Below are 25947 nucleotides of genomic sequence, written 5' to 3'. Positions count from 1 at the left end.
AAAGAGGTACGTGAGCTGGGTTTAGAACGTCGTGAGACAGTTCGGTCCCTATCTGCCGTGGGTGTAGGATACTTGAGAGGAGTTGCCCCTAGTACGAGAGGACCGGGGTGAACGATCCACTGGTGGACCAGTTGTCGTGCCAACGGCAGTGCTGGGTAGCTATGATCGGACAGGATAACCGCTGAAGGCATCTAAGCGGGAAGCCCCCCTCAAAACAAGGTATCCCTGAGAACCGAAGTAGACTACTTCGTCGATAGGCCAGAGATGTAAGCGCAGCAATGCGTTCAGTTGACTGGTACTAATGGTTCGATAGGCTTGATTTGATCCAGTAGAAGCAAGGTCATACGACCTCTACTGATCAAAAGCATACACAACACAATCAGTTGTACGCGACTTGGACAGCCCCCCGTGGGAAGACATCGGGGGCGCTGATGAAAAGAGTTTCTTTCTTGGTTTGGTGGTCATAGCACAAGTGAAACACCTGGCTCCATTCCGAACCCAGCCGTTAAGCACTGTTGCGCTGATGGTACTGCGTCTTAAGACGTGGGAGAGTAAGTCACTGCCAAACCTAGTAAGAAACTCAGACGTATCTCTCGACGATGTAACACTTAGGTAGCGCGGGATGGAGCAGCCCGGTAGCTCGTCAGGCTCATAACCTGAAGGTCGTAGGTTCAAATCCTACTCCCGCAACCAACTCAAATTGCGATTGACCCGCCCTTGTGGTGGGTTTTTTACGTTTTAGGGAAATGCCAAGGATTCCAGCAAGATCGCCCCTCACATCGATGAGCATTTCATCGTCAGTTGGCGTCAAAATGATCTCGTCTACCAGGGACCGCAAAATCTCCGTGGCCTCCAGTCGTTTGGCCTCGATTTCGTCCTGCAGGGAGGAATGCAGTTTCTCGACCTGCAGGCGGTAGAATCCCGCCATTTCGGGATGTAAAAGCGGAGGCGGCTCATCGGCGTTGGCGAGGAAATTTTCGAGTTCTAGCTTCCTGCTTTCCAGCAGCTTGCTCTTTTCCTTCACCATTTCCACCGGCAGAGCATCGTTGAGAAAGAGTTGAAGTATCTTGTCTAAATCTCGATCAATTTTTGCCAGCTCAGTTCGCCCAGCCTTGATCGTTGATCGCTCTTCAATCCGGAGGCGGTTCATTTCGCCTGTAAACTCATCGCAGAATTCTTTGAACAAGGCCGGTTCCATTAGGTGATGACGTAAGGCACCCAATACACGATCTTCCAGATGATCACGGCGTATGTTTTTGCGATTGTCGCACGTCCCCTTGTTCCGGGCTGTCGCACAACCAACAAGATCAGCCGAGATCATGGTGTAGCCACCACCGCAGCACGCGCATTTGGTTAGCCCAGAGAACAGATATTTTGGGCGGCGGCGGTCGCGGAAATGATTTTCCGACGTCAGTTCGCCACCACGCTTGTGCTTAAGTTGCGATTGCCGTTCTTTTACAGACGCCCACAAGTCATCATAGACAATACGAAGTTCCGGGACTTGATGGATGATCCACTCATCTTCGGGGTTTATCCGTGCTTCGCCCTGGCCAAGTGCGGCTCTGGCAGCATCCTCACGGGCAACGATGTCTCTGGCATAGGGCAAGAACTCTAGCCCCTCCGTCGAGAGTGCGACCTTTCTGGTGGACCGATGCAGCAGGTCGGCCCCTACGCTTTTCTCCAGCTTGCTCATCCAGGAACTGGCAACTGATGGGGCCAGCCCAAGTTCCCGCCCGGCGGCGCTGATGTTCAGCTTGTCGGCAGCCAGCACAAAGAGGCGCAGAGTATCTGTTTCCATCATTATATCCAAAATCGGAAATATTATTTCCGATCTGACCCAGTTTATTCAGGTTTTGCAATGGCCGATATCTTGTTGGGAATGGACACGCCACAGGAGATACCCCATGGCCTACTATTCCGTTCTCGCTGTCACGCCATCCAGCGAAGACTGGATTCCCGACGACTTGCCGACAGGAAACAAGTTTGTTGCCAAACATGGCGGCAAGTATCTGGCCCGCACCTCATCGCACGAACAGGTCGAGGGCGGTGAGCAAGCTGCCGCACTCCGCATCAGCCTGGAATGGCCATCGAAAGAGGCGGCAATGAGCTTCATGAATGATCCTGAGTACAAACCGCATCTCGATGCCCGTACCGCAGGATCAGAAAGCTACCATTTCGTGATCGAAGGCAAAGACGACCTTGCCTGATTAGATGATCTGGGCCCGATGCATCGCACCGGGCCCTCTGCAAAGAGGATAATCACGATGCCACGCACTGCGACGGTGAATTACCATGTTCATGCATCTGAGCGGCAAGCCTATCATATCGACGCTGGTGGCGTTGTCGGGAAGATCGTCTCGCCAAGGCTCGATGTGACCGAGGTTCAACTGACTGATGTCCGCACGAATGTCGCTGTCAGCTTCGAGCGCGACAGTGTTGGGTTCCTGACCGCACCCTCAACTGTGCGTGCATTCGATCAAGACCATGCTTGGCGGGATACCCATGACCAGGAACTCAAGAACCTGCTCACACGTGAAGTTGGTGCAACTGAGATCATCATCTTTGACCACACCGTCCGTATCGACGATCCTAACGCGACACGCAAACCTGCCCGCAATGTCCACAGTGATTATAGCCCCGCGGGTGCAAAGCAAAGGCTGATCGACATACTGGGTGAGGCGAAAGCTGCTGAATGGTCAGACGGACACTACGGTTTCATCAATGTGTGGCGTCTAGTGGGGGAAGGATTATCGTCTGCGCTGTGCAAATGCCGGTGCCGAGACAAAGCCGGTCATGCAGTCCCTCTATGTCGATCTCATCGCGGAGGATGGTACAGGGCCGACACCAATCCATCTGGGTTTCCGATCCGGCATCACGTTCCTGAGGACCTATCTCGCGTCTCTGCGTGACCACGGGATCAACCACGTCGCCCTGAACCTGCGGTTCAACCAAGCCGACATCGAACACACCATGAAGCGCCTGGCCGATGAGGTACTTCCCGGATTTCCAACAGAAAAGAGTACATGATGACCAAAACCATTCTCATCACTGGATCAACCGACGGCATTGGATTGCTGACCGCCAAGACCCTCGCTGGTATGGGCCACACCGTCATTCTGCATGGCCGAAGTGCGGATAAGCTGGAGGCCGCAGCAAAAGAGCTAGGAGGCGATGTCGCCACATATCAGGCCGACCTCTCGTCACTGGAAGAGACGGCACAACTCGCCGAGGCCATCAAAGCCAACCGTGATCGGATTGATGTGCTCATCAACAATGCCGGTGTATACAAAACCCACAACCCGATCCTGCCAAACGGTCAGGATGTACGGTTTGTAGTGAACACACTGGCCCCGCATGTTCTGACCAAAGCCCTGTTGCCGATCATTCCAAGCGATGGCCGCATCATTAACCTGTCGTCCGCTGCCCAGGCCCCAGTTGATCTGGTGGCCCTTGCCGGAGACAAGCACCTCGATGACATGGGGGCCTATGCACAGAGCAAACGCGGCATCGCCTTATGGTCTGCACAGATGGCCGCAACCCATCCTGACGGCCCGGTCTTCATCGCCGTCAATCCCGGCTCTCTGCTTGCTGACAAACAGCCCTTCTTTTGCCTCAATCAGATCGCACATAACCAGACATTGAAACGGATTTGGTGATTAAGGGATTTAAGATGGCCAAGGTCTACAAGTATTTTTCACACGAGGTGTTTGATCTGGTCTTTGACCGTGAGGGGTTTTGTGGGCTGAAGTTCTCCTTCCCAAAGGACTACAATGACCCTTACGAGTTGTTTTTGGCGTTAGACCTGAGTGTGCCGACGGAGCACTAGGCGACTTACAACGATATCGTGCAGGAGCTACCTCAGTTTCCAACCACCTGCTTCTCAAAGTCTCCGATTGTCTCGCCGATGTGGGCGCACTATGCGGACAACCATTCGGGTTTTGTGCTGGAGTTCGATAGTGACAGGATCAAGGAGCATCACCCACACACACCAATCCGCGATGTGGACTATCTAGAAGCACCGAAGACCGATCTTCACGACCTCCTGGCGAAGGCATCAGTTGTTGGAAAACCAAGACATGCATCTTGGCTCCGTGATGCGGTTTTTTCCGCTGCTTACTTCTCAAAATATGCTGAATGGGCATATGAGCAGGAATGCAGGATGGTTGTTGATGAAGAGAATTGTGAAGAGATTGTCGGGAACCACATCCTCTTTCTACCAGCTAGCTGCATCAGTGCAGTGATCGTGGGAAGCAAGTTTCCAGAGCCAAAACTGCCGTCAGTGAAGGACATCGCGGGTCGATATGGCTACGAAAGCTATGAGGTTGTGATTGGGAAGAGCTATCCCACCCCGTATCTGCTGGACGATCAGCGAAAGACCCGCGTGTTCTCCGATGGGCAAATTGTTGAAACCGACTTTATATGTGAGTCCTGTTCGGAGCCATTGAATGAAGAAGGCGAACAATGTCCTTGGTGTCGGATTACAGAAGATCATCAGCGTCACGCAGCAATGACCAATCCGTTTAGGATTTTGGATCACGACGGTGCCCTAGATGGCTATCTTGAAGATGTTGCGAACATTAAGCGCAGGTTTCGTTGACGGTTACACAAAGGAAAACAAGGATCGAACGGGACGGGACGGTTTGCTGCGAATCTAAGCTCATTTCGCTGAAACGCGACTAGCACGACCGTAGGCCAACACACCCTACTCTATGCGACAACGCTCTTGTTGCGGAAAATTTATGGGTACGTTACTACGATATGGTACTACGATTTGAGCAGACATACCCGTATAAAGTATTTGATTTTATTTAATAAAATACCGCAACTGTCGTTTGCCCTAAGCCCCACGGATAAGTCGCTTGTTGCGATTAAACAGTCAGCACAATGACCATTCGCTTTCGGTAGTTACGAACTCCCGCAACCAAGGCTTTCTTCATGAAATCAAGAAGCCGTAGCCCTCACAGCGTATTGCAACCCAAAGCGCGAGGGGACCCAACACGCACACACCGCCCTGGGGGGCGGTTTTTTGTGCCCCGCGCCAACAGGCGCCCAACGCCAATGCAGCACGTACGGGCAGACCCACGACGCAAACGGCCCGTCACTGGGCCACGGTCCCCAGAACCATAAACTGGAGAACTCAACAGCCGATCCGATCCAAATGCGAATGCAGCCAACCCGCCATATTTGCCGCCGCGTCTTCCCCTTCCGATGCACGCGCACTAGGTTGCCAGACAAAGGAAGACCATCATGATCAACATCGTCGAGGTCCGTGACCTCACCAAGCGGTATGACGGCGGCTTTGAGGCGCTCAAAACTGTTAATCTGGACATCAAAGAAGGTGAAATCATCGCCCTTCTCGGACCGAACGGTGCGGGCAAAACCACGTTGATTTCCACGATCTGCGGGATCACCCGTGCAACCGAAGGCCGTATTGCCATCGGCGGCCATGACAGCATCACCGACTACCGTGCAGCGCGGGCTTTGGTGGGGCTTGTTCCACAAGAAATCAACCTTGAACCCTTTGAGACGGTGATGAACACGGTCCGTTTTTCGCGTGGGCTGTTCGGCAAGAAAGCGAACCCGGCCCATCTTGAGAAGGTCCTGAAATCGCTGTCCCTGTGGGACAAGAAGGACGCAAAGATCATGATGCTGTCAGGCGGCATGAAACGCCGTGTATTGATCGCCAAGGCGCTGGCCCATGAACCCCGTGTGTTGTTTCTCGATGAACCCACCGCAGGTGTGGATGTTGAGCTGCGCAAAGACATGTGGGAGGTCGTCGCCCGCCTGAAAGAGGACGGCGTTACCATCATCTTGACGACCCACTACATCGAAGAGGCTGAAGCGATCGCCGACCGCATCGGTGTCATCGCCAAGGGTGAAATTCTACTCGTTGAAGACAAAGACGCTTTGATGACCCGCATGGGCCAGAAAAGCATGACCATCATGTTGGCGGACCCCGTGACACAGGTGCCTGCAGGATTGGCTGACTATGATTTGACGGTCAAAGACGGGCACCTTGTCTATACCTATGACACCCGGATGGAGAGGACGGGCATCACTGGCCTTCTTGCCGCACTGCCGGGGGCGGGTCTGAAAATGACCGACCTTCAGACGCAGCAGTCTTCTTTGGAGGAGATTTTCGTCTCCCTCGTGGCGGACAACACCCAAGGGGCGGGCGCATGAATTACCAAGCTATCAAATCCATCTATCTGTTCGAAATGGCGCGGTTCTTTCGCACGCTGACGCAAAGCTTCATCAGCCCAGTCATTTCAACCTCTCTTTATTTTGTGGTCTTTGGCACGGCCATCGGATCGCGGATCGAAGAGGTTGAGGGCGTGGGCTACGGCGCGTTCATCGTGCCCGGCCTCATCATGCTCAGCGTGATGACGCAGGCCACCAGCAACGCGAGTTTCGGGATATATTTCCCCAAATTCATTGGCACGATTTATGAATTGCTGTCTGCGCCCGTGAATTTTCTGGAAATCACATTGGGCTATGTTGGCGCGGCCGCGACCAAGGCGATGTTTATCGGGTTGGTGATTTTGGCGACCTCGTTCTTGTTCGTCGACATCACCATCGCCCATCCGTTGGCCATGCTGGCGTTTTTGACGTTGACGTGTTTGTCGTTCTCGCTTTTGGGGTTCATCATCGGCATCTGGGCGGGGAATTTCGAACAGTTGCAACTGATCCCGCTGTTGATCATCACGCCCTTGGTGTTTTTGGGCGGGTCGTTTTATTCCGTCTCTATGTTGCCGCCCATCTGGCAAACGATCACCCTGTTCAATCCGGTGGTCTACCTGATTTCGGGGTTCCGGTGGTCGTTCTTCGGCACCGCTGATGTGCCCATCGGGTTGAGCCTTTTTGCCATCGCGATGTTCACCGCAGCCTGTGTGGGCGTCATTGCGTGGATCTTCAAAACCGGCTGGCGGATCAGGCAGTGACGGTGCCTTGTTTCACGCCCGTGCTCGGCCTACATAACCCCAGATGAAACGCTGGATCCCCTTTCTCAAGAATGACCCGCATGTGGCTGTTGTCCGCCTGCAGGGTGCCATCGCCACATCTGGCCGCGCGCTGTCTGATCGCGGCCTGTCAGAGGCGATTGAAAAAGCCTTCAAATCCAAACCCAAGGCCGTGGCGCTGGAAATTTCCAGCCCCGGTGGATCGCCCGTGCAATCGTCCCTGATTGCCGCCCGTATTCGGCGTTTGGCCGATGAAAAGGACGTGCCGGTCTTTGCATTTGTGGAGGACGTGGCGGCATCGGGCGGCTATTGGCTCGCCGTGGCGGCGGATGAGATTTACGTCGATCCGGGGTCTATCGTCGGGTCCATCGGGGTGATTTCCGCGGGCTTCGGTCTGACTGGAACGCTGGATAAGGTCGGCGCTGAGCGGCGGGTTTATACAGCCGGCAAGTCCAAAAGCATGTTGGATCCGTTTCAGCCGGAAAAACCGGCGGATGTGAAACGGCTCAAGACCCTGTTGGATGACCTGCATGAGGTCTTTAAGGACCACATTCGCACGCGGCGGGGTGCGAAACTTGATGACAGCCAAGACCTGTTCACAGGTGATATCTGGGTGGGTCAGAAGGGTGTTGATGTGGGGCTGGCGGATGGCATTGGCCACCTTGTGCCGATGATGAAGGACCGCTTTGGGGACAAAGTGACCTTCCGCCGGTTCGGCGCGAAAAAGCCATTCCTCGCCCGTTTTGGCGCGCAGATTGTGGATGATGCTGTTCAAGGCATCGAAGAACGTGCGGCGTATGCAAGGTTTGGCCTGTAAATGATCTTTAAAATTGTCTCCCTCTTTCTCATCGGTATGGGCGTTCTGGCGATGTTCGGAAAACTCACCGTGCCGGGGATGAAACGGCTGACGGATGCCAAATGTCGCCAGTGTGGGCGGTTTACTTTTGGCAAACCTTGTTCGTGTAAGGATCGCACCTGATGCATGAGTGGATATCTTTGCCCGCAGGTCCGGTCACCGACTGGATCTATACGATTGTGGGTCTGGTGTTGTTGTTGCTGGCAGGGGACAGCCTTGTGAAGGGTGCAGTGAACCTGTCGCTGCGGCTGGGCGTGCCTGCGTTGATCGTGTCGTTGACGATTGTGGCCTTCGGGACCTCCGCGCCGGAGCTGTTGATTTCCGTTCAGGCCATTTGGGACGGCGTCCCTGATCTGGCCTTGGGCAATGTTGTTGGGTCGAACACGGCCAATGTATTGTTGGTGCTGGGTGTGCCGGCGTTGTTGGCGGTGATGCATACCAGCCAATTCAACACCCGTGCGTCCTACCTGCAGATGATCGCGGCGACCGTGCTGTTTATCGCGCTGGCCTATCGCGGCGTGTATGACTGGATCGCGGGTCTGATTTTGCTGGCAGCACTGGCCGCGATGCTGACCCATGCGGCCCTGGCGGCCAAAGATCACCGTCAGGCCTGCGCTGAGGATGACGCAGACGACCTCGAGGGCGCGGACCCCGACCTGCCGTGGTCCAAAATCATTCTGTTCTTGATCCTTGGCATGATCGGCCTGCCGCTGGGCGCCAGCCTTCTGGTGGACGGCGCGTCCAACATCGCCCGCGATTACGGGGTTTCGGACGCGGTGATCGGTCTGACGTTGGTGGCCATTGGCACATCGTTGCCGGAACTGGCCACGACTGTGATGGCAGCGCTGCGCCGTCAGGCGGATGTGGCGTTGGGCAATGTCATCGGGTCCAACATGTTCAACCTGTTGGGCATCATCGGTGTGGCGTCTTTGGTGGGCAATATCCCCGTCAGCCCGAATTTCTTTGCCTTTGATTTCTGGGTCATGGTGGCGGCCTCTTTGCTGCTGATCCCCTTCGTCTACCTGCGTCAGGATTTGACGCGCGTCTGGGGCGTGGCGCTGTCTGCGGCCTATATCGCCTATCTATGGGTTGTCCTGTGATGGGGGCAGCGCTGGTCACCGGCGGGTCCGCGCGCCTGGGTAAGGCCATGGCGCTTTATCTGGCAGGGCGGGGCTTGGATGTGGCGATCCATTACAATGCCAGCGCTGATGCGGCTGAGGCCGTCGTGGATGAGGTTTCGGCGATGGGTCGCACAGCCATCGCTCTGCAAGCCGACCTTCTGGATGAGACGCAGACGACCGCCCTCGTGCCCGAGGCCACCCGACTGCTGGGGCAGCCCCTGACGGTGCTGGTCAACAACGCCTCCATCTTTGAATATGACAACGTGCACACCGCCACACGCGACAGTTGGGACCGGCACATCGGGTCCAACCTGCGTGCGCCCTTCGTTTTGACCCAAGCCTTTGCCGCACAATGCCCCAAGGCTGGGACCGACGAGATGGGGGAACCCATGGCGCGCGGGCTTGTCGTCAACATGATCGACCAGCGGGTGCGCAAACTGACGCCGGAGTTTATGACCTACACCATCGCCAAGATGGGGCTTTGGGCATTTACGCAGACCGCCGCCCAAGGGCTGGCGCCTGACATTCGCGTCAATGCCATCGGGCCGGGCCCCACATTGCAGGGCGCGCGCCAGTCTGCGGACCACTTCAAACGGCAGCGCGACAGCACTGTTTTGGGCCGTGGTGCGAACGTGGCGGATATCACCGGTGCCTTGGGGTATTTCCTCGATTCGCGAGGGGTGACGGGGCAGCTTTTGTGCGTCGATGGCGGCCAACATCTGGGCTGGGAAACGCCGGATGTTTTGGGTGTAGAGTAGGACGCTGCATCAACTTGTGCACCGCCACTCTGAGGCGTCACAAAACGTTTACTTTTCGTTAATGATTTCAAATGCTTAGAAATTGTTAATAATTTTTTTCAACGATTACAGCATCTTGCGGAGATGCCTAATTATCGGGCAAACAGATGAACCCCCACAGAAACAACGATAAATTGCCATTCGCCGACATCTACCCCCGTAGTTATCCACAGATTCTGTGGGGATGTTTTCACTTGCGGCACGGGGGACGCCATTGCAGCGACGGCATAGAATCATAGGTTAGGGACATGAGCAGCGAATCCCCCTCCATCAAGACCGGCTATCAGGTGATTCAGGGCTATTTGCGGACGATTGATTCGTCCCCTGGTGTGTACCGGATGCTCGATAGTGAAAGCCGTGTGCTGTATGTGGGCAAGGCGCGGAACCTCAAGAACAGGGTGAGCAATTATGCGCGGCCGACGGGCCATTCCGCGCGCATTGCCACGATGATTTCGCACACCGCGTCGATGATGTTTCTGACCACCCAGACAGAAACCGAGGCGCTGTTGCTGGAACAGAACCTCATCAAGCAGTTGAAGCCCAAGTACAATGTGTTGCTGCGCGACGATAAGTCGTTTCCGAATATCCTGATCTCAAAGGACCATGATTATCCGCGCATCGACAAACATCGCGGCGCGAAGAAAAAGAAGGGCACCTATTTTGGCCCATTTGCCAGTGCGGGGGCGGTGAACCGGACGTTGAACACCCTGCAGCGGGCGTTCCTGCTGCGGACCTGCAGCGACAGTGATTACGAGACGCGGACGCGGCCCTGTTTGCAGTATCAGATCAAACGCTGCAGCGCGCCCTGCGTGGGCAAGATCGAGGTGGCGGAGTACAAGCAGCTGGTGCGCGATGCGGAGCGGTTTTTGACCGGTAAGACAACGGACATGCAAGCGGCTTTGGCCAAGCAGATGACACAAGCGTCCGAGGATATGGAGTTTGAACGGGCCGCTGCTTTGCGCGATCGGATCAAGGCGCTGACGCAGGTGCAGACGGCGCAGGGCATCAACCCGCAGAACACCACGGAGGCTGATGTGATCGCGCTGCACCGCGATGGCGGGCAGGCCTGTGTGCAGGTCTTTTTCATCCGCGCCAATCAGAACTGGGGCAACCGCGATTATTACCCCCGTGTGAGTGGTGATGAGGACCCGGCGGAGGTCATGCAGGCCTTCATCGGGCAGTTCTATGCCGACCGTGAGCCGCCGCGGCTGTTGTTGTTGTCCCACGGCGTGGATGACGAGGACCTGGTCTGTGAACTGCTGGCCGATAAGGCCGGCCGCAAGGTTGAGATTGTCGTGCCGCAGCGGGGCGAAAAGGCGGAGCTGGTCAGCGGGGCTGCGCGCAATGCCCGCGAAAGCCTTGGCCGCAAGATGTCAGAGACCGCCACGCAGGCGCGGCTGTTGCGCGGGTTGAAAGAGGCGTTCGATCTGCCACAGGTGCCGCAGCGGGTTGAGGTTTACGACAACTCCCACATTCAAGGGGCGTTTGCTGTGGGCGCGATGATCGTCGCGGGGCCCGAGGGATTCGATAAAAACCAGTACCGAAAGTTCAACATTCGCGGCGAGGAGCTGACCCCCGGCGATGACTTTGGCATGATGAAGGAGGTCCTGACGCGGCGCTTCAAGCGGCTGTTAAAGGAAGACCCCGATAGGCAGCTGGGCACGTGGCCCGGTTTATTGCTGATTGACGGCGGTGCGGGACAGGTCAGCGCGGTGCGCGAAATTATGGACGAACTGGGCGTCAGCGACGTGCCCATGGTCGGTGTGGCCAAGGGTGTGGATCGCGACCACGGTAAAGAAGAATTCTACCGCACAGGCAAGCCTGTCATGGCGTTGCCGCGCAATGATCCGGTTTTATATTTCATCCAGCGGATGCGGGATGAGGCGCACCGATTTGCCATTGGCACCCACCGCGCCAAACGGAGCAAGGCCATCGGGGCCACGCCTTTGGATGACGTGCCGGGTGTCGGGGCCGCGCGCAAACGCGCGCTGTTGCAGCATTTCGGATCTGCGAAGGCGGTGGGACGCGCGGCTTTGGCGGACCTCAAGGCGGTGGACGGGATTTCGGACAATATGGCCGAGACGATCTATGGCTACTTCAACGAAAAAGGCTGATGGCGCCTGCGGGGTTTCGAATGGGCTTTGCCCATCCGATCCGCGCCGCTGCGCTGCGCGACGGAAGCGGGTCAGCGGTGCGTAGTATAAGGAATCGGGCGCTCGGCTGTCCTGTCGTTTTTCAGGTATTTGTGAACCAGAGACGCGGGGCGGTGGCGCATGGGCGGCAAAGGGCTTAGACAGACGATATGACGTGGAACATTCCCAATATCCTGACGCTGTTGCGTCTGCTGGCGGCCCCCGGTGTGGCGATCATGTTTTTGTATTTCGCGCGGCCTTGGGCGGATTGGTTCGCGCTGATCTTGTTCGTGGTGGCCGCGACGACCGACTGGGTCGATGGCTATCTGGCGCGCGCATGGAAGCAGGAAAGCAAGTTTGGTGCGATGCTGGACCCGATCGCTGACAAGGCGATGGTGGTCATCGCATTGCTGGTGATTTGCGGGTTTTCCGGCATGAACCCGTGGATTTTGCTGCCTGCGACCTTGATCATGTTCCGTGAGACCTTCGTGTCCGGCCTGCGGGAGTTTCTAGGCGATACAGCGGGGACGTTGAAAGTCACCAAGCTGGCCAAGTGGAAAACGGCTGCTCAGATGACGGCCATTGCCGTTTTGTTTTCCACCGGCGCGTTTGAGACCTATTTCGAGATGTCTGTTGAGGGCATGGACGGCGCCACGGTGGATGCCATTTTGTCGGGTGAATTGCCTGATGAAGGTGGGATCGGATGGAAGCTGAACGGGGCGTATTATTCGTGGTGGATCGGGATCATCCTGTTGTGGTCGGCCATGGTTTTGACGGTCATCACCGGCGCGGATTATTTGCGCAAAGCGATGCCGTTCTTGAGTGACAAATGAGGCGGGGACGCGATGCAGGTTATGTATTTTGCTTGGGTGCGGGAACGCATTGGACTGCCGCGCGAAGTCGTGGACACGTCGGCTAAGACTGTGGCCGAGCTGGTGGATGAGTTGCGCGCCCGTGAGGCCCGTTATGAGGCCGCGTTTGAAGACGTGAGTGCCCTGCGCGTGGCGCTGGATCAGGAGCTTGCGGATTTTGCTGCGTCCTTGGAGGGCGTGCAGGAAGTGGCGTTTTTCCCGCCCATGACGGGGGGCTAGCCATGATCCGTGTGCAGGCCATGCCCTTTGATCCCGGTGGGGAGCTGAACACCTTTTCAGCCGCCTGCCCCGGTGCGGGGGCGGTTGTCAGTTTCACGGGCGTCGTGCGGGATGTGACCGGTGGCCTAGAGGGCATGGAGATCGAGCATTATCCCGGCATGACCGAAAAGGCGCTGGGGGCCATTCGGGGCGAGGCGATGCAGCGGTGGGATTTGGCGGAGGCGATGGTCATTCACCGCTTCGGCCGGTTGGATGTGGGGGAGGTAATCATGATGGTCGCGACCGCATCCAAACATCGCAAGGACGCTTTTGAAGCGGCGGAGTTTTTGATGGATTACCTCAAATCCCGCGCGCCCTTCTGGAAGAAGGAAGTGACCGCAGACGGGTCTGATTGGGTCGCGTCAAAAGACGAGGATGAGGCCGCGCTAAATCGTTGGTGACAGCCGCGCACAGACAGGTCTTTGCGGACACGTGACCAGATGGTCGTTGACCAGCCCACAGGCCTGCATCCACGCATAGACGATCGTCGGGCCACAGAATTTGAACCCCATTTTCTTGAGGTCTTTGGAAAACTGGGTGGAGATGTCCGTGGCGGCTGGCACATCGGACAACGTTTCAAACCGGTTCTGGATCGGCGCACCGCCCACATAGGACCAACACAACGCTGAAAAATCGTCGATTTGCAGATAGGCTTGGGCGTTCGTGATCGTGGCCTCGATCTTGCCGCGATGACGGATAATGCCGGGGTTTTGCAAAAGGCGGTTGACCTGTGGTTCGCCCCACGAGGCGATAACGGCGGGATCGAACCCTTCAAAGGCCTCGCGGAAATTATCGCGTTTCTTCAAAATGGTGATCCAGCTAAGGCCCGCCTGAAACCCGTCGAGGATCAGCTTTTCCCACAAAGCGCGGCTGTCCCATTCCGGCACGCCCCATTCGGTGTCGTGGTAATCGGTGTAGATCTGTTCTGATCCGGCCCAGCCGCAGCGGTCTGACATGGGGGTCTCCTTTATAGATAAAATTAGGTTCAAACGCTTATCCTTTACCAGCCCTTAAACATCTATGTGGCACCACGTGCAGGGTTATTGAGGGATTGAAACCGTGGGACCGAACGCCTCTGAATGGGATGATCAGACGCCACGTGATCCGCTGGAATATGCGGTGAGCGTGCGGGACAAGGATGTGTTGTCGATGGTGCGCACGGCCTTGCAGACGGATTCGTGTCAATTGGCGTTGCAGCCCGTCTGTGCGGCGCAAAGCGGCTTTCCTGTGGCGTTTCACGAATGCCTCATCCGCGTCATGGACGAGACGGGGCGCATCATTCCAGCCGCGCAATTCATGGGCCAGATCGAAGATACGAGCATTGGACGTGATATCGATGCGGCCAGTCTCAAGCTCGCCTTTCGGCTGCTTGCGCGGCACCAAGACCTGCGGCTGTCGGTCAATGTATCGGCGCGGTCGCTGGGGGATGCGGCGTGGCGGCGGGTTTTGGAACGCGAACTTGACAGTGGGTCGATGTATGCGGATCGGCTAATTTTGGAGATTTCCGAAGAAAGCGCAATGAAATTGCCTGAGGTTGTGATCCGCTTCATGGCAGAGATGCAGCCCTATGGGCTGGCGTTCGCCTTGGACGATTTCGGCGCGGGGCTCACGGCCTTTCGGTACCTCAAGGATTTCTTCTTTGATCTGGTGAAGGTCGACAGCCATTTTACGCGCAATATTCATCGGGACCCAGACAATCAGGTGCTGGCAGAGGCGCTGATCACTGTCGCCCACCAATTTGAAATGTTCGCGGTGGGGGAGGGGGTCGAATCCCAGCAAGAGGCGGATTTTTTGATGTCGGTGGGTGTTGACTGTGTTCAGGGGTATCACTTCGGGGTTCCGAAATTCTCGGTGAAGTAGAAAGTGCATGGCGGACATTCGCGTCGCGGTCAGGTGACGCAGGGTGAACCCGTTGCGCACGGGCGCGCAATCTCATATGCACGGGCACAACGGCGGGTAAGGGGGCCCGCAGCCACGTGTCGTGCAAAGTTACGGCAACTGGGGCTCTCTTGTTCCGCCGACCGGTCGGACCAACAAGAGGACTCACCCCATGACCAACGTTGTAATTGCATCTGCCGCGCGTACCGCTGTCGGCAGCTTTGGCGGATCGTTCGCCAACACACCTGCCCATGATCTGGGCGCTGCCGTTCTTGAGGCCGTCGTCGCGCGTGCGGGTGTCGATAAATCCGAAATCTCGGAAACCATTCTGGGTCAGGTACTGACGGCTGCGCAGGGTCAAAACCCCGCCCGTCAAGCCCATGTGAACGCGGGCCTGCCAAAAGAGGCCGCAGCATGGTCCATCAACCAGGTCTGCGGGTCCGGCCTGCGCGCTGTCGCGCTGGGCGCGCAGCACATCATGCTGGGCGATGCGTCGATTGTGGCGGCGGGTGGTCAGGAAAACATGACGATGTCCCCCCACGCCCAAGCCATGCGCGCGGGTCAGAAAATGGGCGACATGAAGCTGATCGACACCATGATCAAGGACGGTCTTTGGGATGCGTTCAACCAGTACCACATGGGTCAAACCGCCGAAAATGTCGCCGAACAGTGGCAAATTTCCCGCGATATGCAGGACGAATTTGCTGTGGCTTCCCAAAACAAGGCCGAGGCCGCACAAAAGGCTGGCAAGTTCGCTGATGAAATCGCGGCCTTCACGGTGAAGACCCGCAAGGGCGACATCGTTGTGGATCAGGACGAATACATCCGCCACGGCGCCAACATCGAAGCGATGGCAAAGATGCGCCCTGCCTTCACGAAAGATGGGTCTGTGACGGCCGCCAACGCCTCCGGCCTCAATGACGGTGCGGCAGCGACCCTGTTGATGTCCGCCGATGAAGCCGAAAAGCGTGGGATTGAGCCTTTGGCGCGGATCGCGTCCTACGCCACCGCCGGTCTGGACCCGTCGATCATGGGCGTGGGCCCGATCTATGCGTCCCGCAAGGCGCTGGACAAGGCGGGTTGGTCTGTGGATGACCTTGATCTGGTCGAAGCCAACGAAGCTTTCGCAGCACAAGCCTGCGCTGTGAACAAGGACATGGGCTGGGATCCGGCCATCGTAAACGTGAACGGCGGTGCCATTGCAATTGGCCACCCGATTGGCGCCTCCGGCTGCCGCGTGCTCAACACGTTGCTTTTTGAGATGAAGCGCCGGGATGCCAAAAAGGGTCTCGCGACGTTGTGCATCGGTGGCGGCATGGGTGTTGCGCTGTGTGTTGAACGTTCCTGATAACGTCACGTCCCGTGCGCAATAAAGTTGCGCACGGGATTATTCGCGTATAATGAAATTACCAAACAGACTGTTTGAAGGAGAAGACCATGGGACGTGTTGCACTCGTCACCGGCGGTAGCCGCGGTATCGGTGAGGCCATTTCGAAAAAGCTCAAAGCGGACGGCTATACCGTTGCGGCGACCTACGCGGGCAACGACGAAGCCGCCGCGAAGTTCACCGAAGAAACCGGCATCAAGACCTACAAGTGGAACGTCGCGGACTACGACAGTTCCAAAGCGGGGCTGGAACAGGTTGAGGCTGATTTGGGCCCGATTGAGGTTGTCGTCGCCAACGCAGGCATCACCCGCGATGCGCCTTTCCACAAAATGACGCCCGAACAGTGGCACCAAGTGATCGACACGAACCTGACCGGCGTGTTCAACACCGTGCACCCGATCTGGCCCGGCATGCGCGAACGCAAGTTCGGCCGCGTTATCGTGATTTCTTCGATCAACGGTCAAAAAGGTCAGTTCGCGCAGGTGAACTACGCCGCGACGAAGGCCGGTGATCTGGGGATCGTGAAGTCCTTGGCGCAAGAAGGCGCGCGTGCGGGTATCACCGCGAATGCGATTTGCCCCGGTTATATCGCCACGGAAATGGTGATGGCCGTGCCTGAAAAGGTGCGCGACAGCATCATCAGCCAGATCCCTGCCGGTCGTTTGGGGGAGCCTGAGGAAATCGCACGTTGTGTGGCGTTCCTTGCCTCCGACGAAAGCGGGTTCATCAATGGGTCGACCATTTCGGCCAACGGTGCGCAGTTCTTCGTCTGATATTCAGACGCCAGAATGACAAAAGGGCGGGGATGATCCCCGCCCTTTTTGCATTGTCCGACCGGATTAGCGGCGGAACAGGTTTGCCATCATCCGGCCGAATGCGCCTGCGCGCTGGCTGCGGGCTTGGGCGATGATGCGGTCGACTTGGGCAGGTGTCAGTTGGTCGTACATGGGTCCATCCTATGCGTGGCGTGGTCTCCTCCCATGGGGATTGAATACGCGGATGCACGCCGTGCGAAAACCGATAAGGCCGCAAGCCCGTGTTGCGGATTCTGCAAGTCTGGATGACAGACGGGCCGACCCCCGTGCTGGATCGGCCCGTTTGCGTTCGGCTGGACTGGTCAGAGACCTAAGCCTGCCGGAGCGTTACTTGCGGCGGAACAGGCCGCGCAGAACCGCGCCGCGCTGGGCGTGGGCTGTGCGGATGGCGTCGCGGGTGCGGGCGTTTGTGGTTGCTTCGAACATATCGTGATCCTCTCAGAGGTGTTTCGGTGTCTGACCCTAAGATGGCGTTGATCGGGCGGTCTGACAAACGAGACTTTCCAACGGTTCAGTTAAGATATACTTATGTGAGATGTCTGACCGTTTGCCCCCTTTGACCGCCCTGCGCGCTTTTGAGGCCGCGGCCCGCCACCTGTCCTTTGCGCAAGCTGCGGCAGAATTGAACGTCACACCCGCTGCCCTGTCGTTCCAGATCAAGTCGTTGGAGGACCATTTGGGCCATCCGGTGTTCCGCCGTCTGAACCGCGCGGTGGAGCTGACGGAGGCAGGGCGCGCTTTGGCGCCCGGTGTGACGGACGGGTTCGCGGCCCTGTCGGCGGCATGGCGAAATACACAAAGATTGAGCGATAACAAGACATTGACTGTTACCGCTGGCCCTGCATTCACATCAAAATGGCTGGCCCCCCGCCTTTTTGAATTCGCACAGGCCCATCCGGAGATTGAATTGCGCTTTTCGGCCAGCTTGCGGTTGATCGACTTTGACCGCGATGAGGTGGACGTCGCGATCCGGTTTGGGTTGGGGAATGACGAAGGCGTTTTTTCAGAACCGCTGATCCGTGAATGGATGACGCCGATGATGACGCCAGAATTGGCGGCCAAATACGATACGCCAGAAAAACTTGAAGGTGCGCCATTGATCCATGACGAATCGATCGCCTTCTTCAAACAACCTACCGATTGGCCCGCCTGGTGCCGTGCGGCGGGTATTTCTATCGATACGACGTCAGGCTTGCGGTTCAGTCAGGCCGATCACGCGCTGGATACGGCGATTTCGGGCGCGGGGGTGGTGTTGGGGCGGGTGTCGCTGGCCACACGTGCGCTGGAACAGGGGCGCTTGGTGGCTCCGTTCAAAACCGGACTTTTGACGCAAGCACAATTTCGGTTCATCTGCCCTGCGGGCACCCAAACGCGGCCCCATGTGGCGGCTTTCAAGAACTGGATTTTCAGTGAAATTCAGGCATCGCGCGTGTTCGAAGAGGGGCGCGATCTGGTGGCCGCCGAGGCGGGGTGACGGCGCTGGCGCAAAACGCCAACGCCAAACGCTTAGCCTGCGGACAGGCGCGTGATTTCTTCTTTGAGGTGGAGTTTTTGTTTCTTGAGACGTGAAATCTCAAGGTCATCAACGCCGGGGCTTCGTTGGGCCACTTCGACGGCATTGGAGAGGGATTCGTGCTTCTTCTTGAGTTCCTGAAGGTGGGACGTCAAGCTCATGGGTATCCTCCGTTATGTTGATGTGTAGTGTATCGGACCACATTTCGCGGCCTCTGTCACGCCGCGGGGCAGCATATGACATAGGCTTAGCTTCGCAGGAAAAGTGTTGCGAAAAGATTAATCGCGTGTGGGGAAAGATGCGCCGTTGCGTAAAATCTGAACGATTTCGGGGCGGTAGTCTTCGCCGTCGCGCAGATGGGCAGGGCCATCGTGCAGGTAGACCGGTGCGGTCAGGCGAAAAGCGGCGCGGCCCCCTTTTTTCGCGCGCAGCAGAACACGGTCGGCATTGCGGCCTTCACGGCCTGTGATGGGCGTCACAACCACCGATCCCAGACGGCTGTCGAGAGCGGACAGAAGTTCGGCCAGACGGTGGGCCTTTTGGATCATGGTAAGCCGCCCGCGCGGTTTCAGCCGCCGTGTCGCCTGATCGACCCAATCGACGAGATCGGTGTCGCCCCCGAAGGCCATGTCCTTGTCGGGCGCGGCACTGGGGTTGCCTTGGGTTCGGTCGAAATAGGGCGGGTTGGCGATGACGTGATCGAACGACAATGCGCGTAGATCACCGGGGAGGGCGCGCAGGTCGGCGGTGTGGATGGACGCATAGGTCCCGTTGCGCGCCACATTGGCGCGGCACAGATCGGCGTAGCGGGCCTGAACCTCCACCCCGTGGAGGGCCAGCCCCGGCACGCGCACGCCCAGACACAACAGTGCAGCCCCCGTGCCACATCCCAGTTCCAGCACCGCATCGCCCGCCTGCGCGGGCACAGCGGACGCCAGCAACACAGGATCAACGCCTGCGCGGTAACCCTTGCGCGGCTGTTCCAGTGTCAGGCGTCCGCCAAGGAAAGCGTCCAGCGTGGTGTCAGAATCCGAGGTCAATGTTGTTGGCTTTCATCACGGAGGTCGCCACGAAGTGATCCTCACGCCGGACCATCAGTCTGCGTGGCAATATGCCCAAGGACCCATCGAGGATGCTCATGTTTACGTCCAACTCGAACACCTCTATATCCTCGCCTTGAAGAAGGGCCTTGGCGAAGGCGATGATGGTGATGTCATTGGTGCGCAAAAGCTCTTTCATGATCCTGACATAAGGTGGAAGACGCACCTTTGTCGAGCAACTGACGGAGCCGTGATGAGCCTCGACCATGCCGCAACGAAGCCGCACGAACGGCTGGCCGCCGCCCTGACGGGTGAGATGGCGGATGTAAACGCCTTGATCCGGGACAGGATGGCATCAGAACATGCGCCGCGTATCCCTGAGGTGACGGCGCATCTGGTGGAGGCGGGCGGCAAACGTCTGCGTCCGATGCTGACGCTGGCTGCCGCAAAGCTGTGTGGCTATGACGGGCCTTACCACGTGCATCTGGCTGCCACGGTGGAGTTTATTCACACGGCGACCTTGCTGCATGATGACGTGGTGGATGAAAGCGAACAGCGGCGGGGGCGGCCAACTGCGAACCTGCTGTGGGACAACACATCGTCTGTGCTCGTGGGGGATTATCTGTTTGCGCGGTCGTTCCAGTTGATGACCGAGACGGGCAACCTTGAGGTTTTGCGCATCCTGTCCAATGCAGCCGCCACCATTGCCGAGGGCGAGGTTCTGCAGCTGACTGCGGCGCGGGATTTGGCCACGACGGAAGACATCTATCTTAAGGTGGTGCGCGGCAAGACGGCGGCGCTTTTTTCGGCGGCGATGGAAGTGGGCGGCGTGATTGCAGGGCGCGATGCGGCGCTGGTGCAGGCGCTGTTTGATTACGGTGATGCGCTGGGCGTCGGGTTCCAGATTGTGGATGACCTGCTGGATTACCAAGGCACAGACGCCACTGGCAAAAACATCGGTGACGATTTCCGTGAACGCAAGCTGACCCTGCCGGTGATCAAGGCCGTGGCCTTGGCCGACGCGGAAGAACGGGCCTTTTGGGTGCGGACCATCGAAAAGGGTCGCCAAGAGGAGGGCGACCTAGAAACGGCTCTGGACCTGATGGTCAAACATGGCACGCTGGAAGCCACGCGGGGTGAGGCCTTGGCGTGGATGGACAAAGCCAAGGCCGCACTAGCGCAGGTGCCGGACCATGAGATCAAGGATATGCTTCTCGATCTGGCCGATTACGTGGTGGCGCGGGTCAGATAGGGGCTTCGTCCGTCGGGGCGACCCACCAATTTGGGCGTTGTGACGTGATTGCCGCCGCCGCCGTATCGCGGGTGTCGGCATCCTCGAAAATCGCAAAACAGGTGGCACCTGATCCGGACATGCGGGACAGGATGCACCCCGACTGATCGGCCAGTAACGTCAGGACATCGTCGATTTCAGGGGCCAGCGCACGTGCGGGTGCCTCAAGATCGTTGCGTTGACGGGAAAGCCAGCTGACCCAATCATCCATTTCGAACGGGTCCGGCATGTCGGCTGTCATGGGCGCATTTGTTTTGCTGGCGAGGGTTTCGAACACCGCTTTGGTCGACACGCCCACGCCAGGATTGATCAGGATCAAATCGAGCATCGGGGCAGTGCCGAGGCGGGTCAGGTCCTCCCCAATGCCTTCCATCCGCGTCAGATCAGCCGTCATGCACACGGGCACATCGGCGCCCAGCGTCAGTTGCGTGGCCGCATCGGGCAGGGGCACATCCCACAGCTGCGACAGGGCACGCAGGGTGGCCGCCGCATCGGCGGACCCGCCCCCGATGCCCGAGGCTACGGGTAGGTTTTTCGTCAGTGTGATCGCCGCCCCTTGGTCCAGACCAAAGCTGCGTGCGGCTTTGAGGACCAGATTGTCAGCGCCCGCGTCCAGTCCTTCAGCGAAGGGGCCGTCGATTGTGAGGCTCAGCGTGTCTGCAGGGGCGACCGTGATGACATCCCCCAACGCGGTGAACATGACCATGGAGTCCAACAGGTGATACCCGTCGTCCCGCTGGCCCGTCACGTGCAGCGTCAGGTTGATCTTGGCGAAGGCCGGTTCGATGACACAGCCGTCAGTTGTTGTCATCGGCGACCTCTACCGCCGGTGTAGGGGTCACGCCTTCTTCGGCGTAGACCGCATCAAGGCCCACGTTCAGCTTGCGACGGATGCGGTCGGCCTCTTGGTCCTCGGGGCCGAAGGACAGGGCGCGGGCCCATTGAAAGCGCGCTTCGACTTCGCGTCCGACCTGCCAGTAGACATCGCCCAAATGGTCGCTGATGATCGGATCGTTGGGTTCCAGTTCGACCGCGCGTTCCATCGGCGTCACCGCGTCCTGATAGCGGCCCAATTTGTAATAAACCCACCCAAGGCTGTCGATGATCGCGCCGCTGTCAGGCCGTGCCTCGGCTGCGTCTTCGATCATAGACAGGGCTTCGTCATATTTCAGGCCGCGATCCACCAAGGAGTATCCTAGGTAGTTCAGGACGGACGGATTGCCGGGGTTCAAGTCCAGCGCGGCGCGGAAATCGGCCTCTGCCGCGTCCCATTCATCCATACGTTCAAAGGTCATTCCGCGCGAGTAATAGAGCCACCAGCGGATCGAGGCATCCTCTTCGTAGACGCCAAGGGCGGCATCATAGGCTTTGTTGGCGTCGGCGTAGTTCTGTTGTTGGCGATACACATCGCCCAGTGAGGCATAGGCCAGCGGCATATCCGGATGACTGCGGGTCAGCTGGGTCAGAACCTCGATCGCTTGGTCATGTCGACCATCCAGACGCAAGGCTTCGGCGCGGCCCATTTCGGCGCTGTGAAAGGCGGGATCGTCGGTCAGGACCTGTGCAAAGGTCTGGGCAGCGTCAGCATACTGGCCTAAAGCGTTTAGCAGCCGAGCGGCGGCAATGTGGGTATCGGCGTCTTGCGGGGCGATGTGACGGGCGGCTTGCGCGTATAGCAGCAGGTAGGTTTCATTGGCCTCCCCCTGCAGGATGTCAGACAGGCTTTTGAACGCATAGGCGAGGCCTTCGGCAGGGTTGGACACCATGGTGTCCAGCACGGGCACTTCGCCTGCTTCGATGGCGTTGCGGATGGCCGCGATTTCAGGGTCCACGTCGGACCCGAAGGCCCGTGTGAGGATGCCACGTGCCTTGTCGAATTCGCCCATCCGGCTCAGGATTTGTAAATGCGCGGAGACCGACCCACGGGTCGGCACGACGCCTTCGTTGGGTGGCAGGGAATAGATGGCATCGGCGGCCGCAAAATCGCCCATGATGGTCAGCGCCATGGCTTTGTGTTGTTGTCCAAAGTTGCGCAGACCGGGGGTGTCGACGACCTCATCAAAGGCCATCAACGCGCGGTCCATCTGGCCCAGACCCATATAGGCCCATGCCTGTCCCAGACCGTCCAGAAGCGGGCCGACCTCATGCCCCGCTTCGAGCATCTCAAAGATCGTGGACCAGCTGCCGTTGCGGGCGGCCTGTGCCATGATCGCGATATTGGCGACTTGATTATCACCACCGGTCTCGTTCAAGGATTTGCCGATTTCAGCGGCGGATTGAACCTCGCCACTGCCCAGATAGGACGTCAACGTCTGTTCCATCAGGGTTGTGTTGTTGGGATCCGCGATAAGGGCATTTTGGAAATAATCCGCCGCCGCTGCGTAATCACCTGAAATCCCCGCCTGACGGGCGGCCAGATAGGATCCGGCGTGCGTGTCGGCAAGCCCGGGCGTTGTCAGGCTGACCACGGCCAAGGCGGCGGTGGTGCACAGCAGTCTTAAAGGTCGGCGTGTCAAAATAGATTCCCCTCTTCGGCTTGAACCAGCGTAGGAGGTCAGAATCATGGGATCAAATAACATTTTGTAAGATGCGCGGTATGTTGCGACAGGGTGAGGCGATGTGTCCCGATCCCATCGCCCATGAAAAAAGGGCCCCGCGATGCGAGGCCCCTTTGATCCGATAAGCCGGATTTACATGTTCGGGTAGTTCGGCCCGTCGCCGCCCTGCGGAACCGTCCAGTTGATGTTCTGGCTGGGGTCCTTGATGTCGCAGGTTTTGCAGTGGACACAGTTCTGGAAATTGATCTGGAACTTGGTGTCCGCCCCTTCGCCCACGAATTCGTAGACGCCTGCGGGACAATAGCGGGCCGAGGGGCCAGCGTAATCGGGCAGGTTCACGGCCACGGGGATGGACGGGTCTTTCAGTTTGAGGTGCGCAGGCTGGCTTTCCTCATGGTTGGTGAAGCTGAAGGACACGTTCGTCAGGCGGTCAAAGCTGATCTTGCCATCGGGTTTGGGGTAGTCGATCTGCTTGTGCTTGGATGCCTTTTCGGTGGCGGCGGCATCGGATTTGCCGTGCTTTTTGGTCCCAAACAGGGAAAAGCCAAGGGTGTTTGTCCACATATCGAACCCGCCCAGACCCAGAGCGCCCAACACGCCGTTGTTGGACTGGAAGGGTTTAACGTTGCGCACTTTGTACAGGTCTTTGCCGACGGGGCCGGATTTCAGCTCGTTGTTATACTCGGTCAACTCATCCGAAGCGCGGCCTTCACCGATGGCTTTGTGCGCGGCTTCAGCGGCCGCGATGCCGGACAGCATGGCGTTGTGGTTGCCCTTGATGCGCGGCACGTTCACCAGACCCACGGAACAGCCCAACAGCGCACCACCGGGGAAGCTGGCCTTGGGCATGGACTGATAGCCGCCCTGCGCAATGGCGCGCGCGCCGTAGGCCACACGTTTGCCGCCCTCAAGCAGCTTTTGCACCATGGGGTGATGCTTGAACCGCTGGAATTCCATGTAGGGGAAGACATGCGGGTTTTTGTAGTTCAGGGCCGTGACCAGACCGATGAAGATCTGGTTGTTTTCGGCGTGATAGATAAAGGACCCGCCTGCAGCGTTTCCGCCCAAAGGCCAACCGAGGGAGTGGAAAACCGCGCCTTCATTGTGTTTGTCGGGGTCGATTTCCCAGATTTCCTTCATGCCGATGCCGTACTTCTGCGGCTCAGCATCTTTGTCGAGTTCGTATTTTGCGATGACCTCTTTGGAGAGCGACCCGCGCACGCCTTCGCTGAGGAAGACGTATTTGCCGTGCAACTCCATGCCCGGTTCTGTGTCGGGGCCGATGGTGCCATCGGCCTCAAGACCGAAGACTCCGGCGACGACGCCTTTGACTTCGCCATTGTCGCCGTAGACCAATTCTGAACACGACATGCCTGGGAAAATCTCAACCCCCAGTTCTTCGGCCTGTTCGGCCATCCAGCGGCAGACATTGCCCATGGAGACGATGTAGTTGCCGTGGTTGTTCATCAGCGGCGGCATGGGGAATGTCGGGATTGGCAGTTGGCCGGCCTCGCCCAGCAGATAGAACTTGTCGGATTTCACCGGCACGTTCAGGGGGGCGCCTTTTTCTTTCCAGTCGGGGATCAGCGTGTTCAGTCCCACGGGGTCCAGCACCGCGCCGGACAGGATGTGTGCGCCCACTTCGGACCCTTTTTCAAGAACCACAACGTTCAGGTCCGCATCCAGCTGTTTCAAACGGATCGCAGCAGACAGGCCAGCGGGGCCCGCGCCCACGATGACGACGTCATATTCCATTGATTCGCGTTCAATCTCGGCCATGTTCCGCTCCCTTGGCTACACGGGTAAATTCATCCTGATCTGCATATCCGAAGGCTGCGCATGCAGCAATCTTGGCGCGACATAAAATTGCGTCTGGGCGACGGAAACGTGGCGTCTGCAAATAAAGGCCTATGGGGATGCGTACCCCCTTGAGGGTTCTCAACCTGACGGGTTATGCAAGAGCACTTGAGAAATAGCACCCAAGGATGCCCCAGATGGACAAAATACCACTGACACGCGCCGGATTCGACAAGCTGGATGCCGAATTGAAGCATCTGAAGTCCGTGGAACGCCCTGCGATCATCCGTGCCATTTCTGAGGCGCGCGAACATGGCGATCTGTCCGAGAACGCCGAATACCATTCCGCGAAGGAAAAGCAGTCCTTTATCGAAGGCCGCGTGAAAGAGCTTGAAGGTGCGATTTCGCTGGCAGATGTGATTGATCCGGCCAAGCTGTCGGGCGCTGTGAAATTCGGTGCCCATGTCACTCTGGTGGATGAGGACACGGATGAGGAAAAGACCTATCAGATCGTCGGTGAATATGAGGCCGACATCGAGAATGGTAAGCTTAACATCAAGTCGCCCATCGCGCGGGCGCTGATCGGCAAGGATGAGGGCGACAGCGTCGAGGTGCGCACGCCCGGTGGTCAGAAATCATACGAAATCCTCGAGATCGTTTATAAATAGGCTTT

The 25947-nt window shown here is 57.8% G+C and carries 29 protein-coding genes, 1 tRNA gene and 2 rRNA genes; 24 read left to right on the top strand and 8 right to left on the bottom strand.

The annotated features are described in order from the left end of the window. From ACTG36_RS05040 to ACTG36_RS05030, 3 genes are all read left to right on the top strand, one after another. Positions 1-323: ribosomal RNA gene (locus ACTG36_RS05040) — 23S ribosomal RNA — on the top strand; the annotation flags it as partial. A 130-nt stretch (positions 324-453) separates the two neighbouring features. After that, positions 454-568 (top strand): 5S ribosomal RNA (rrf, locus tag ACTG36_RS05035). A gap of 48 nt (positions 569-616) precedes the next feature. After that, positions 617-693 (top strand) — tRNA-Met (locus tag ACTG36_RS05030). Here ACTG36_RS05030 and ACTG36_RS05025 read toward each other — a convergent pair. Then, entirely contained in the window at positions 650-1798 is a 1149-nt protein-coding gene (locus tag ACTG36_RS05025; protein ID WP_439141609.1) for a LysR family transcriptional regulator, read from the bottom strand. The two genes, ACTG36_RS05030 and ACTG36_RS05025, sit on opposite strands and share 44 nt — an antisense overlap. Positions 1799-1904: 106 nt before the next feature. Here ACTG36_RS05025 and ACTG36_RS05020 point away from each other — a divergent pair, with 106 nt between their 5' ends. The 15 genes from ACTG36_RS05020 (at position 1905) to ACTG36_RS04950 (ending at position 13396) form a co-directional block, all read left to right on the top strand. Continuing rightward, the gene (locus ACTG36_RS05020; protein WP_439141604.1) at positions 1905-2207 is read left to right on the top strand and encodes a DUF1330 domain-containing protein; all 303 of its coding nucleotides are present in this window, start codon (positions 1905-1907) and stop codon (positions 2205-2207) included. Between the two features lie 57 nt (positions 2208-2264). Further along, positions 2265-2909, top strand: a complete 645-nt coding sequence (locus ACTG36_RS05015; RefSeq protein WP_439141602.1) for a CmcJ/NvfI family oxidoreductase — start codon at positions 2265-2267, stop codon at positions 2907-2909. Positions 2910-3026: 117 nt separating this feature from the next. Then, the gene (locus ACTG36_RS05010; RefSeq protein ID WP_439141600.1) at positions 3027-3656 is read left to right on the top strand and encodes an SDR family NAD(P)-dependent oxidoreductase; all 630 of its coding nucleotides are present in this window, start codon (positions 3027-3029) and stop codon (positions 3654-3656) included. A 14-nt stretch (positions 3657-3670) separates the two neighbouring features. Further along, positions 3671-3826 carry a hypothetical protein gene (locus ACTG36_RS05005; RefSeq protein WP_375280062.1) on the top strand — a complete coding sequence of 52 codons (156 nt, stop codon included), beginning with the start codon at positions 3671-3673 and terminating at the stop codon, positions 3824-3826. Positions 3827-3844: 18 nt separating this feature from the next. Further along, the gene (locus ACTG36_RS05000) at positions 3845-4597 is read left to right on the top strand and encodes a DUF2971 domain-containing protein (RefSeq protein ID WP_439141598.1); all 753 of its coding nucleotides are present in this window, start codon (positions 3845-3847) and stop codon (positions 4595-4597) included. A 650-nt stretch (positions 4598-5247) separates the two neighbouring features. Next, positions 5248-6183, top strand: coding sequence for an ABC transporter ATP-binding protein (locus tag ACTG36_RS04995; RefSeq protein ID WP_375280060.1), 936 nt, complete (start codon positions 5248-5250; stop codon positions 6181-6183). Continuing rightward, positions 6180-6941: an ABC transporter permease gene (locus ACTG36_RS04990; protein WP_375280059.1), complete on the top strand. Its 762-nt coding sequence runs from the start codon at positions 6180-6182 to the stop codon at positions 6939-6941. Before ACTG36_RS04995 ends, ACTG36_RS04990 begins: the two co-directional genes overlap by 4 nt. A 43-nt stretch (positions 6942-6984) precedes the next feature. After that, positions 6985-7776, top strand: a complete 792-nt coding sequence (locus ACTG36_RS04985) for a S49 family peptidase (RefSeq protein ID WP_375280058.1) — start codon at positions 6985-6987, stop codon at positions 7774-7776. Further along, positions 7777-7938 (top strand): hypothetical protein, encoded by a 162-nt coding sequence (locus ACTG36_RS04980; RefSeq protein WP_296417093.1) that lies wholly within the window; start codon positions 7777-7779, stop codon positions 7936-7938. Further along, positions 7938-8915, top strand: coding sequence for a calcium/sodium antiporter (locus ACTG36_RS04975; protein WP_375280057.1), 978 nt, complete (start codon positions 7938-7940; stop codon positions 8913-8915). Before ACTG36_RS04980 ends, ACTG36_RS04975 begins: the two co-directional genes overlap by 1 nt. Further along, a complete protein-coding gene (locus tag ACTG36_RS04970; RefSeq protein ID WP_375280056.1) occupies positions 8915-9694 on the top strand; it encodes an SDR family oxidoreductase in 780 nt (259 codons plus the stop codon). Before ACTG36_RS04975 ends, ACTG36_RS04970 begins: the two co-directional genes overlap by 1 nt. A 287-nt stretch (positions 9695-9981) precedes the next feature. Continuing rightward, positions 9982-11847: an excinuclease ABC subunit UvrC gene (uvrC, locus tag ACTG36_RS04965; RefSeq protein WP_375280055.1), complete on the top strand. Its 1866-nt coding sequence runs from the start codon at positions 9982-9984 to the stop codon at positions 11845-11847. Positions 11848-12035: 188 nt separating this feature from the next. Beyond that, positions 12036-12698, top strand: a complete 663-nt coding sequence (gene pgsA, locus ACTG36_RS04960; RefSeq protein WP_375280054.1) for a CDP-diacylglycerol--glycerol-3-phosphate 3-phosphatidyltransferase — start codon at positions 12036-12038, stop codon at positions 12696-12698. A 12-nt stretch (positions 12699-12710) separates the two neighbouring features. Next, entirely contained in the window at positions 12711-12956 is a 246-nt protein-coding gene (gene moaD / locus ACTG36_RS04955; RefSeq protein ID WP_375280053.1) for a molybdopterin converting factor subunit 1, read from the top strand. A gap of 2 nt (positions 12957-12958) precedes the next feature. Beyond that, entirely contained in the window at positions 12959-13396 is a 438-nt protein-coding gene (locus tag ACTG36_RS04950) for a molybdenum cofactor biosynthesis protein MoaE (protein WP_375280052.1), read from the top strand. Here ACTG36_RS04950 and ACTG36_RS04945 read toward each other — a convergent pair. After that, positions 13382-13951 carry a DNA-3-methyladenine glycosylase I gene (locus ACTG36_RS04945; RefSeq protein WP_375280051.1) on the bottom strand — a complete coding sequence of 190 codons (570 nt, stop codon included), beginning with the start codon at positions 13949-13951 and terminating at the stop codon, positions 13382-13384. The two genes, ACTG36_RS04950 and ACTG36_RS04945, sit on opposite strands and share 15 nt — an antisense overlap. Positions 13952-14054: 103 nt before the next feature. Here ACTG36_RS04945 and ACTG36_RS04940 point away from each other — a divergent pair, with 103 nt between their 5' ends. The 4 genes from ACTG36_RS04940 to ACTG36_RS04925 all read left to right on the top strand — a co-directional run bounded on the left by ACTG36_RS04940 (position 14055) and on the right by ACTG36_RS04925 (position 18549). Beyond that, on the top strand, positions 14055-14855 hold the full coding sequence (locus tag ACTG36_RS04940) for an EAL domain-containing protein (protein ID WP_375280050.1): 801 nt from the start codon (positions 14055-14057) through the stop codon (positions 14853-14855). A 190-nt stretch (positions 14856-15045) separates the two neighbouring features. After that, positions 15046-16221 carry an acetyl-CoA C-acetyltransferase gene (locus tag ACTG36_RS04935; protein ID WP_375280049.1) on the top strand — a complete coding sequence of 392 codons (1176 nt, stop codon included), beginning with the start codon at positions 15046-15048 and terminating at the stop codon, positions 16219-16221. An 89-nt stretch (positions 16222-16310) separates the two neighbouring features. Further along, positions 16311-17033, top strand: coding sequence for an acetoacetyl-CoA reductase (gene phbB, locus ACTG36_RS04930; protein WP_375280048.1), 723 nt, complete (start codon positions 16311-16313; stop codon positions 17031-17033). A gap of 577 nt (positions 17034-17610) precedes the next feature. Beyond that, entirely contained in the window at positions 17611-18549 is a 939-nt protein-coding gene (locus ACTG36_RS04925) for a transcriptional regulator GcvA (RefSeq protein WP_375280047.1), read from the top strand. A gap of 32 nt (positions 18550-18581) precedes the next feature. Here the strand turns inward: ACTG36_RS04925 and ACTG36_RS04920 are convergent, their stop codons facing one another. The 3 genes from ACTG36_RS04920 to ACTG36_RS04910 form a co-directional block, all read right to left on the bottom strand. Then, positions 18582-18749 carry a YdcH family protein gene (locus ACTG36_RS04920; protein WP_375280046.1) on the bottom strand — a complete coding sequence of 56 codons (168 nt, stop codon included), beginning with the start codon at positions 18747-18749 and terminating at the stop codon, positions 18582-18584. Between the two features lie 117 nt (positions 18750-18866). Beyond that, positions 18867-19628 (bottom strand): tRNA1(Val) (adenine(37)-N6)-methyltransferase, encoded by a 762-nt coding sequence (locus ACTG36_RS04915; protein ID WP_375280045.1) that lies wholly within the window; start codon positions 19626-19628, stop codon positions 18867-18869. Continuing rightward, the gene (locus tag ACTG36_RS04910; protein WP_296417079.1) at positions 19612-19827 is read right to left on the bottom strand and encodes a putative signal transducing protein; all 216 of its coding nucleotides are present in this window, start codon (positions 19825-19827) and stop codon (positions 19612-19614) included. Before ACTG36_RS04910 ends, ACTG36_RS04915 begins: the two co-directional genes overlap by 17 nt. A 54-nt stretch (positions 19828-19881) precedes the next feature. Between ACTG36_RS04910 and ACTG36_RS04905 the strand changes: the two genes are divergently transcribed. Beyond that, positions 19882-20880 carry a polyprenyl synthetase family protein gene (locus ACTG36_RS04905; RefSeq protein WP_375280044.1) on the top strand — a complete coding sequence of 333 codons (999 nt, stop codon included), beginning with the start codon at positions 19882-19884 and terminating at the stop codon, positions 20878-20880. Here the strand turns inward: ACTG36_RS04905 and ACTG36_RS04900 are convergent. From ACTG36_RS04900 to ACTG36_RS04890, 3 genes are all read right to left on the bottom strand, one after another. Further along, the gene (locus tag ACTG36_RS04900; RefSeq protein WP_375280043.1) at positions 20873-21730 is read right to left on the bottom strand and encodes a 4-(cytidine 5'-diphospho)-2-C-methyl-D-erythritol kinase; all 858 of its coding nucleotides are present in this window, start codon (positions 21728-21730) and stop codon (positions 20873-20875) included. The two genes, ACTG36_RS04905 and ACTG36_RS04900, sit on opposite strands and share 8 nt — an antisense overlap. Further along, positions 21717-23435 carry a tetratricopeptide repeat protein gene (locus ACTG36_RS04895; RefSeq protein WP_375280042.1) on the bottom strand — a complete coding sequence of 573 codons (1719 nt, stop codon included), beginning with the start codon at positions 23433-23435 and terminating at the stop codon, positions 21717-21719. Before ACTG36_RS04895 ends, ACTG36_RS04900 begins: the two co-directional genes overlap by 14 nt. Before the next feature lie 174 nt (positions 23436-23609). After that, positions 23610-25256 carry an electron transfer flavoprotein-ubiquinone oxidoreductase gene (locus tag ACTG36_RS04890; protein WP_375280041.1) on the bottom strand — a complete coding sequence of 549 codons (1647 nt, stop codon included), beginning with the start codon at positions 25254-25256 and terminating at the stop codon, positions 23610-23612. A gap of 215 nt (positions 25257-25471) precedes the next feature. Here ACTG36_RS04890 and greA point away from each other — a divergent pair, with 215 nt between their 5' ends. Beyond that, positions 25472-25942: a transcription elongation factor GreA gene (gene greA / locus ACTG36_RS04885; RefSeq protein ID WP_375280040.1), complete on the top strand. Its 471-nt coding sequence runs from the start codon at positions 25472-25474 to the stop codon at positions 25940-25942. Positions 25943-25947 lie beyond the last annotated feature (5 nt).

The organism is Pseudooctadecabacter sp. (genome assembly GCF_965657175.1).
Classification (GTDB): domain Bacteria; phylum Pseudomonadota; class Alphaproteobacteria; order Rhodobacterales; family Rhodobacteraceae; genus Octadecabacter.
The sequence above is the reverse complement of the archived record's forward strand: the minus strand, read 5'-3'. Positions and strand labels throughout refer to the sequence as shown.

Excerpts from the sequence above, each read along its gene's own strand:
- ACTG36_RS05025 (WP_439141609.1), bottom strand. The coding sequence starts at position 1,798 with ATGGAAACAGATACTCTGCGCCTCTTTGTGCTGGCTGCCGACAAGCTG.
- ACTG36_RS05020 (WP_439141604.1), top strand. The coding sequence starts at position 1,905 with ATGGCCTACTATTCCGTTCTCGCTGTCACGCCATCCAGCGAAGACTGG.
- ACTG36_RS05015 (WP_439141602.1), top strand. The coding sequence starts at position 2,265 with ATGCCACGCACTGCGACGGTGAATTACCATGTTCATGCATCTGAGCGG.
- ACTG36_RS05010 (WP_439141600.1), top strand. The coding sequence starts at position 3,027 with ATGACCAAAACCATTCTCATCACTGGATCAACCGACGGCATTGGATTG.
- ACTG36_RS05005 (WP_375280062.1), top strand. The coding sequence starts at position 3,671 with ATGGCCAAGGTCTACAAGTATTTTTCACACGAGGTGTTTGATCTGGTC.
- ACTG36_RS04995 (WP_375280060.1), top strand. The coding sequence starts at position 5,248 with ATGATCAACATCGTCGAGGTCCGTGACCTCACCAAGCGGTATGACGGC.
- ACTG36_RS04990 (WP_375280059.1), top strand. The coding sequence starts at position 6,180 with ATGAATTACCAAGCTATCAAATCCATCTATCTGTTCGAAATGGCGCGG.
- ACTG36_RS04985 (WP_375280058.1), top strand. The coding sequence starts at position 6,985 with ATGAAACGCTGGATCCCCTTTCTCAAGAATGACCCGCATGTGGCTGTT.
- ACTG36_RS04980 (WP_296417093.1), top strand. The coding sequence starts at position 7,777 with ATGATCTTTAAAATTGTCTCCCTCTTTCTCATCGGTATGGGCGTTCTG.
- ACTG36_RS04975 (WP_375280057.1), top strand. The coding sequence starts at position 7,938 with ATGCATGAGTGGATATCTTTGCCCGCAGGTCCGGTCACCGACTGGATC.
- ACTG36_RS04970 (WP_375280056.1), top strand. The coding sequence starts at position 8,915 with ATGGGGGCAGCGCTGGTCACCGGCGGGTCCGCGCGCCTGGGTAAGGCC.
- uvrC (WP_375280055.1), top strand. The coding sequence starts at position 9,982 with ATGAGCAGCGAATCCCCCTCCATCAAGACCGGCTATCAGGTGATTCAG.
- pgsA (WP_375280054.1), top strand. The coding sequence starts at position 12,036 with ATGACGTGGAACATTCCCAATATCCTGACGCTGTTGCGTCTGCTGGCG.
- moaD (WP_375280053.1), top strand. The coding sequence starts at position 12,711 with ATGCAGGTTATGTATTTTGCTTGGGTGCGGGAACGCATTGGACTGCCG.
- ACTG36_RS04950 (WP_375280052.1), top strand. The coding sequence starts at position 12,959 with ATGATCCGTGTGCAGGCCATGCCCTTTGATCCCGGTGGGGAGCTGAAC.
- ACTG36_RS04945 (WP_375280051.1), bottom strand. The coding sequence starts at position 13,951 with ATGTCAGACCGCTGCGGCTGGGCCGGATCAGAACAGATCTACACCGAT.
- ACTG36_RS04935 (WP_375280049.1), top strand. The coding sequence starts at position 15,046 with ATGACCAACGTTGTAATTGCATCTGCCGCGCGTACCGCTGTCGGCAGC.
- phbB (WP_375280048.1), top strand. The coding sequence starts at position 16,311 with ATGGGACGTGTTGCACTCGTCACCGGCGGTAGCCGCGGTATCGGTGAG.
- ACTG36_RS04925 (WP_375280047.1), top strand. The coding sequence starts at position 17,611 with ATGTCTGACCGTTTGCCCCCTTTGACCGCCCTGCGCGCTTTTGAGGCC.
- ACTG36_RS04920 (WP_375280046.1), bottom strand. The coding sequence starts at position 18,749 with ATGAGCTTGACGTCCCACCTTCAGGAACTCAAGAAGAAGCACGAATCC.
- ACTG36_RS04910 (WP_296417079.1), bottom strand. The coding sequence starts at position 19,827 with ATGAAAGAGCTTTTGCGCACCAATGACATCACCATCATCGCCTTCGCC.
- ACTG36_RS04905 (WP_375280044.1), top strand. The coding sequence starts at position 19,882 with ATGAGCCTCGACCATGCCGCAACGAAGCCGCACGAACGGCTGGCCGCC.
- ACTG36_RS04900 (WP_375280043.1), bottom strand. The coding sequence starts at position 21,730 with ATGACAACAACTGACGGCTGTGTCATCGAACCGGCCTTCGCCAAGATC.
- ACTG36_RS04890 (WP_375280041.1), bottom strand. The coding sequence starts at position 25,256 with ATGGCCGAGATTGAACGCGAATCAATGGAATATGACGTCGTCATCGTG.
- greA (WP_375280040.1), top strand. The coding sequence starts at position 25,472 with ATGGACAAAATACCACTGACACGCGCCGGATTCGACAAGCTGGATGCC.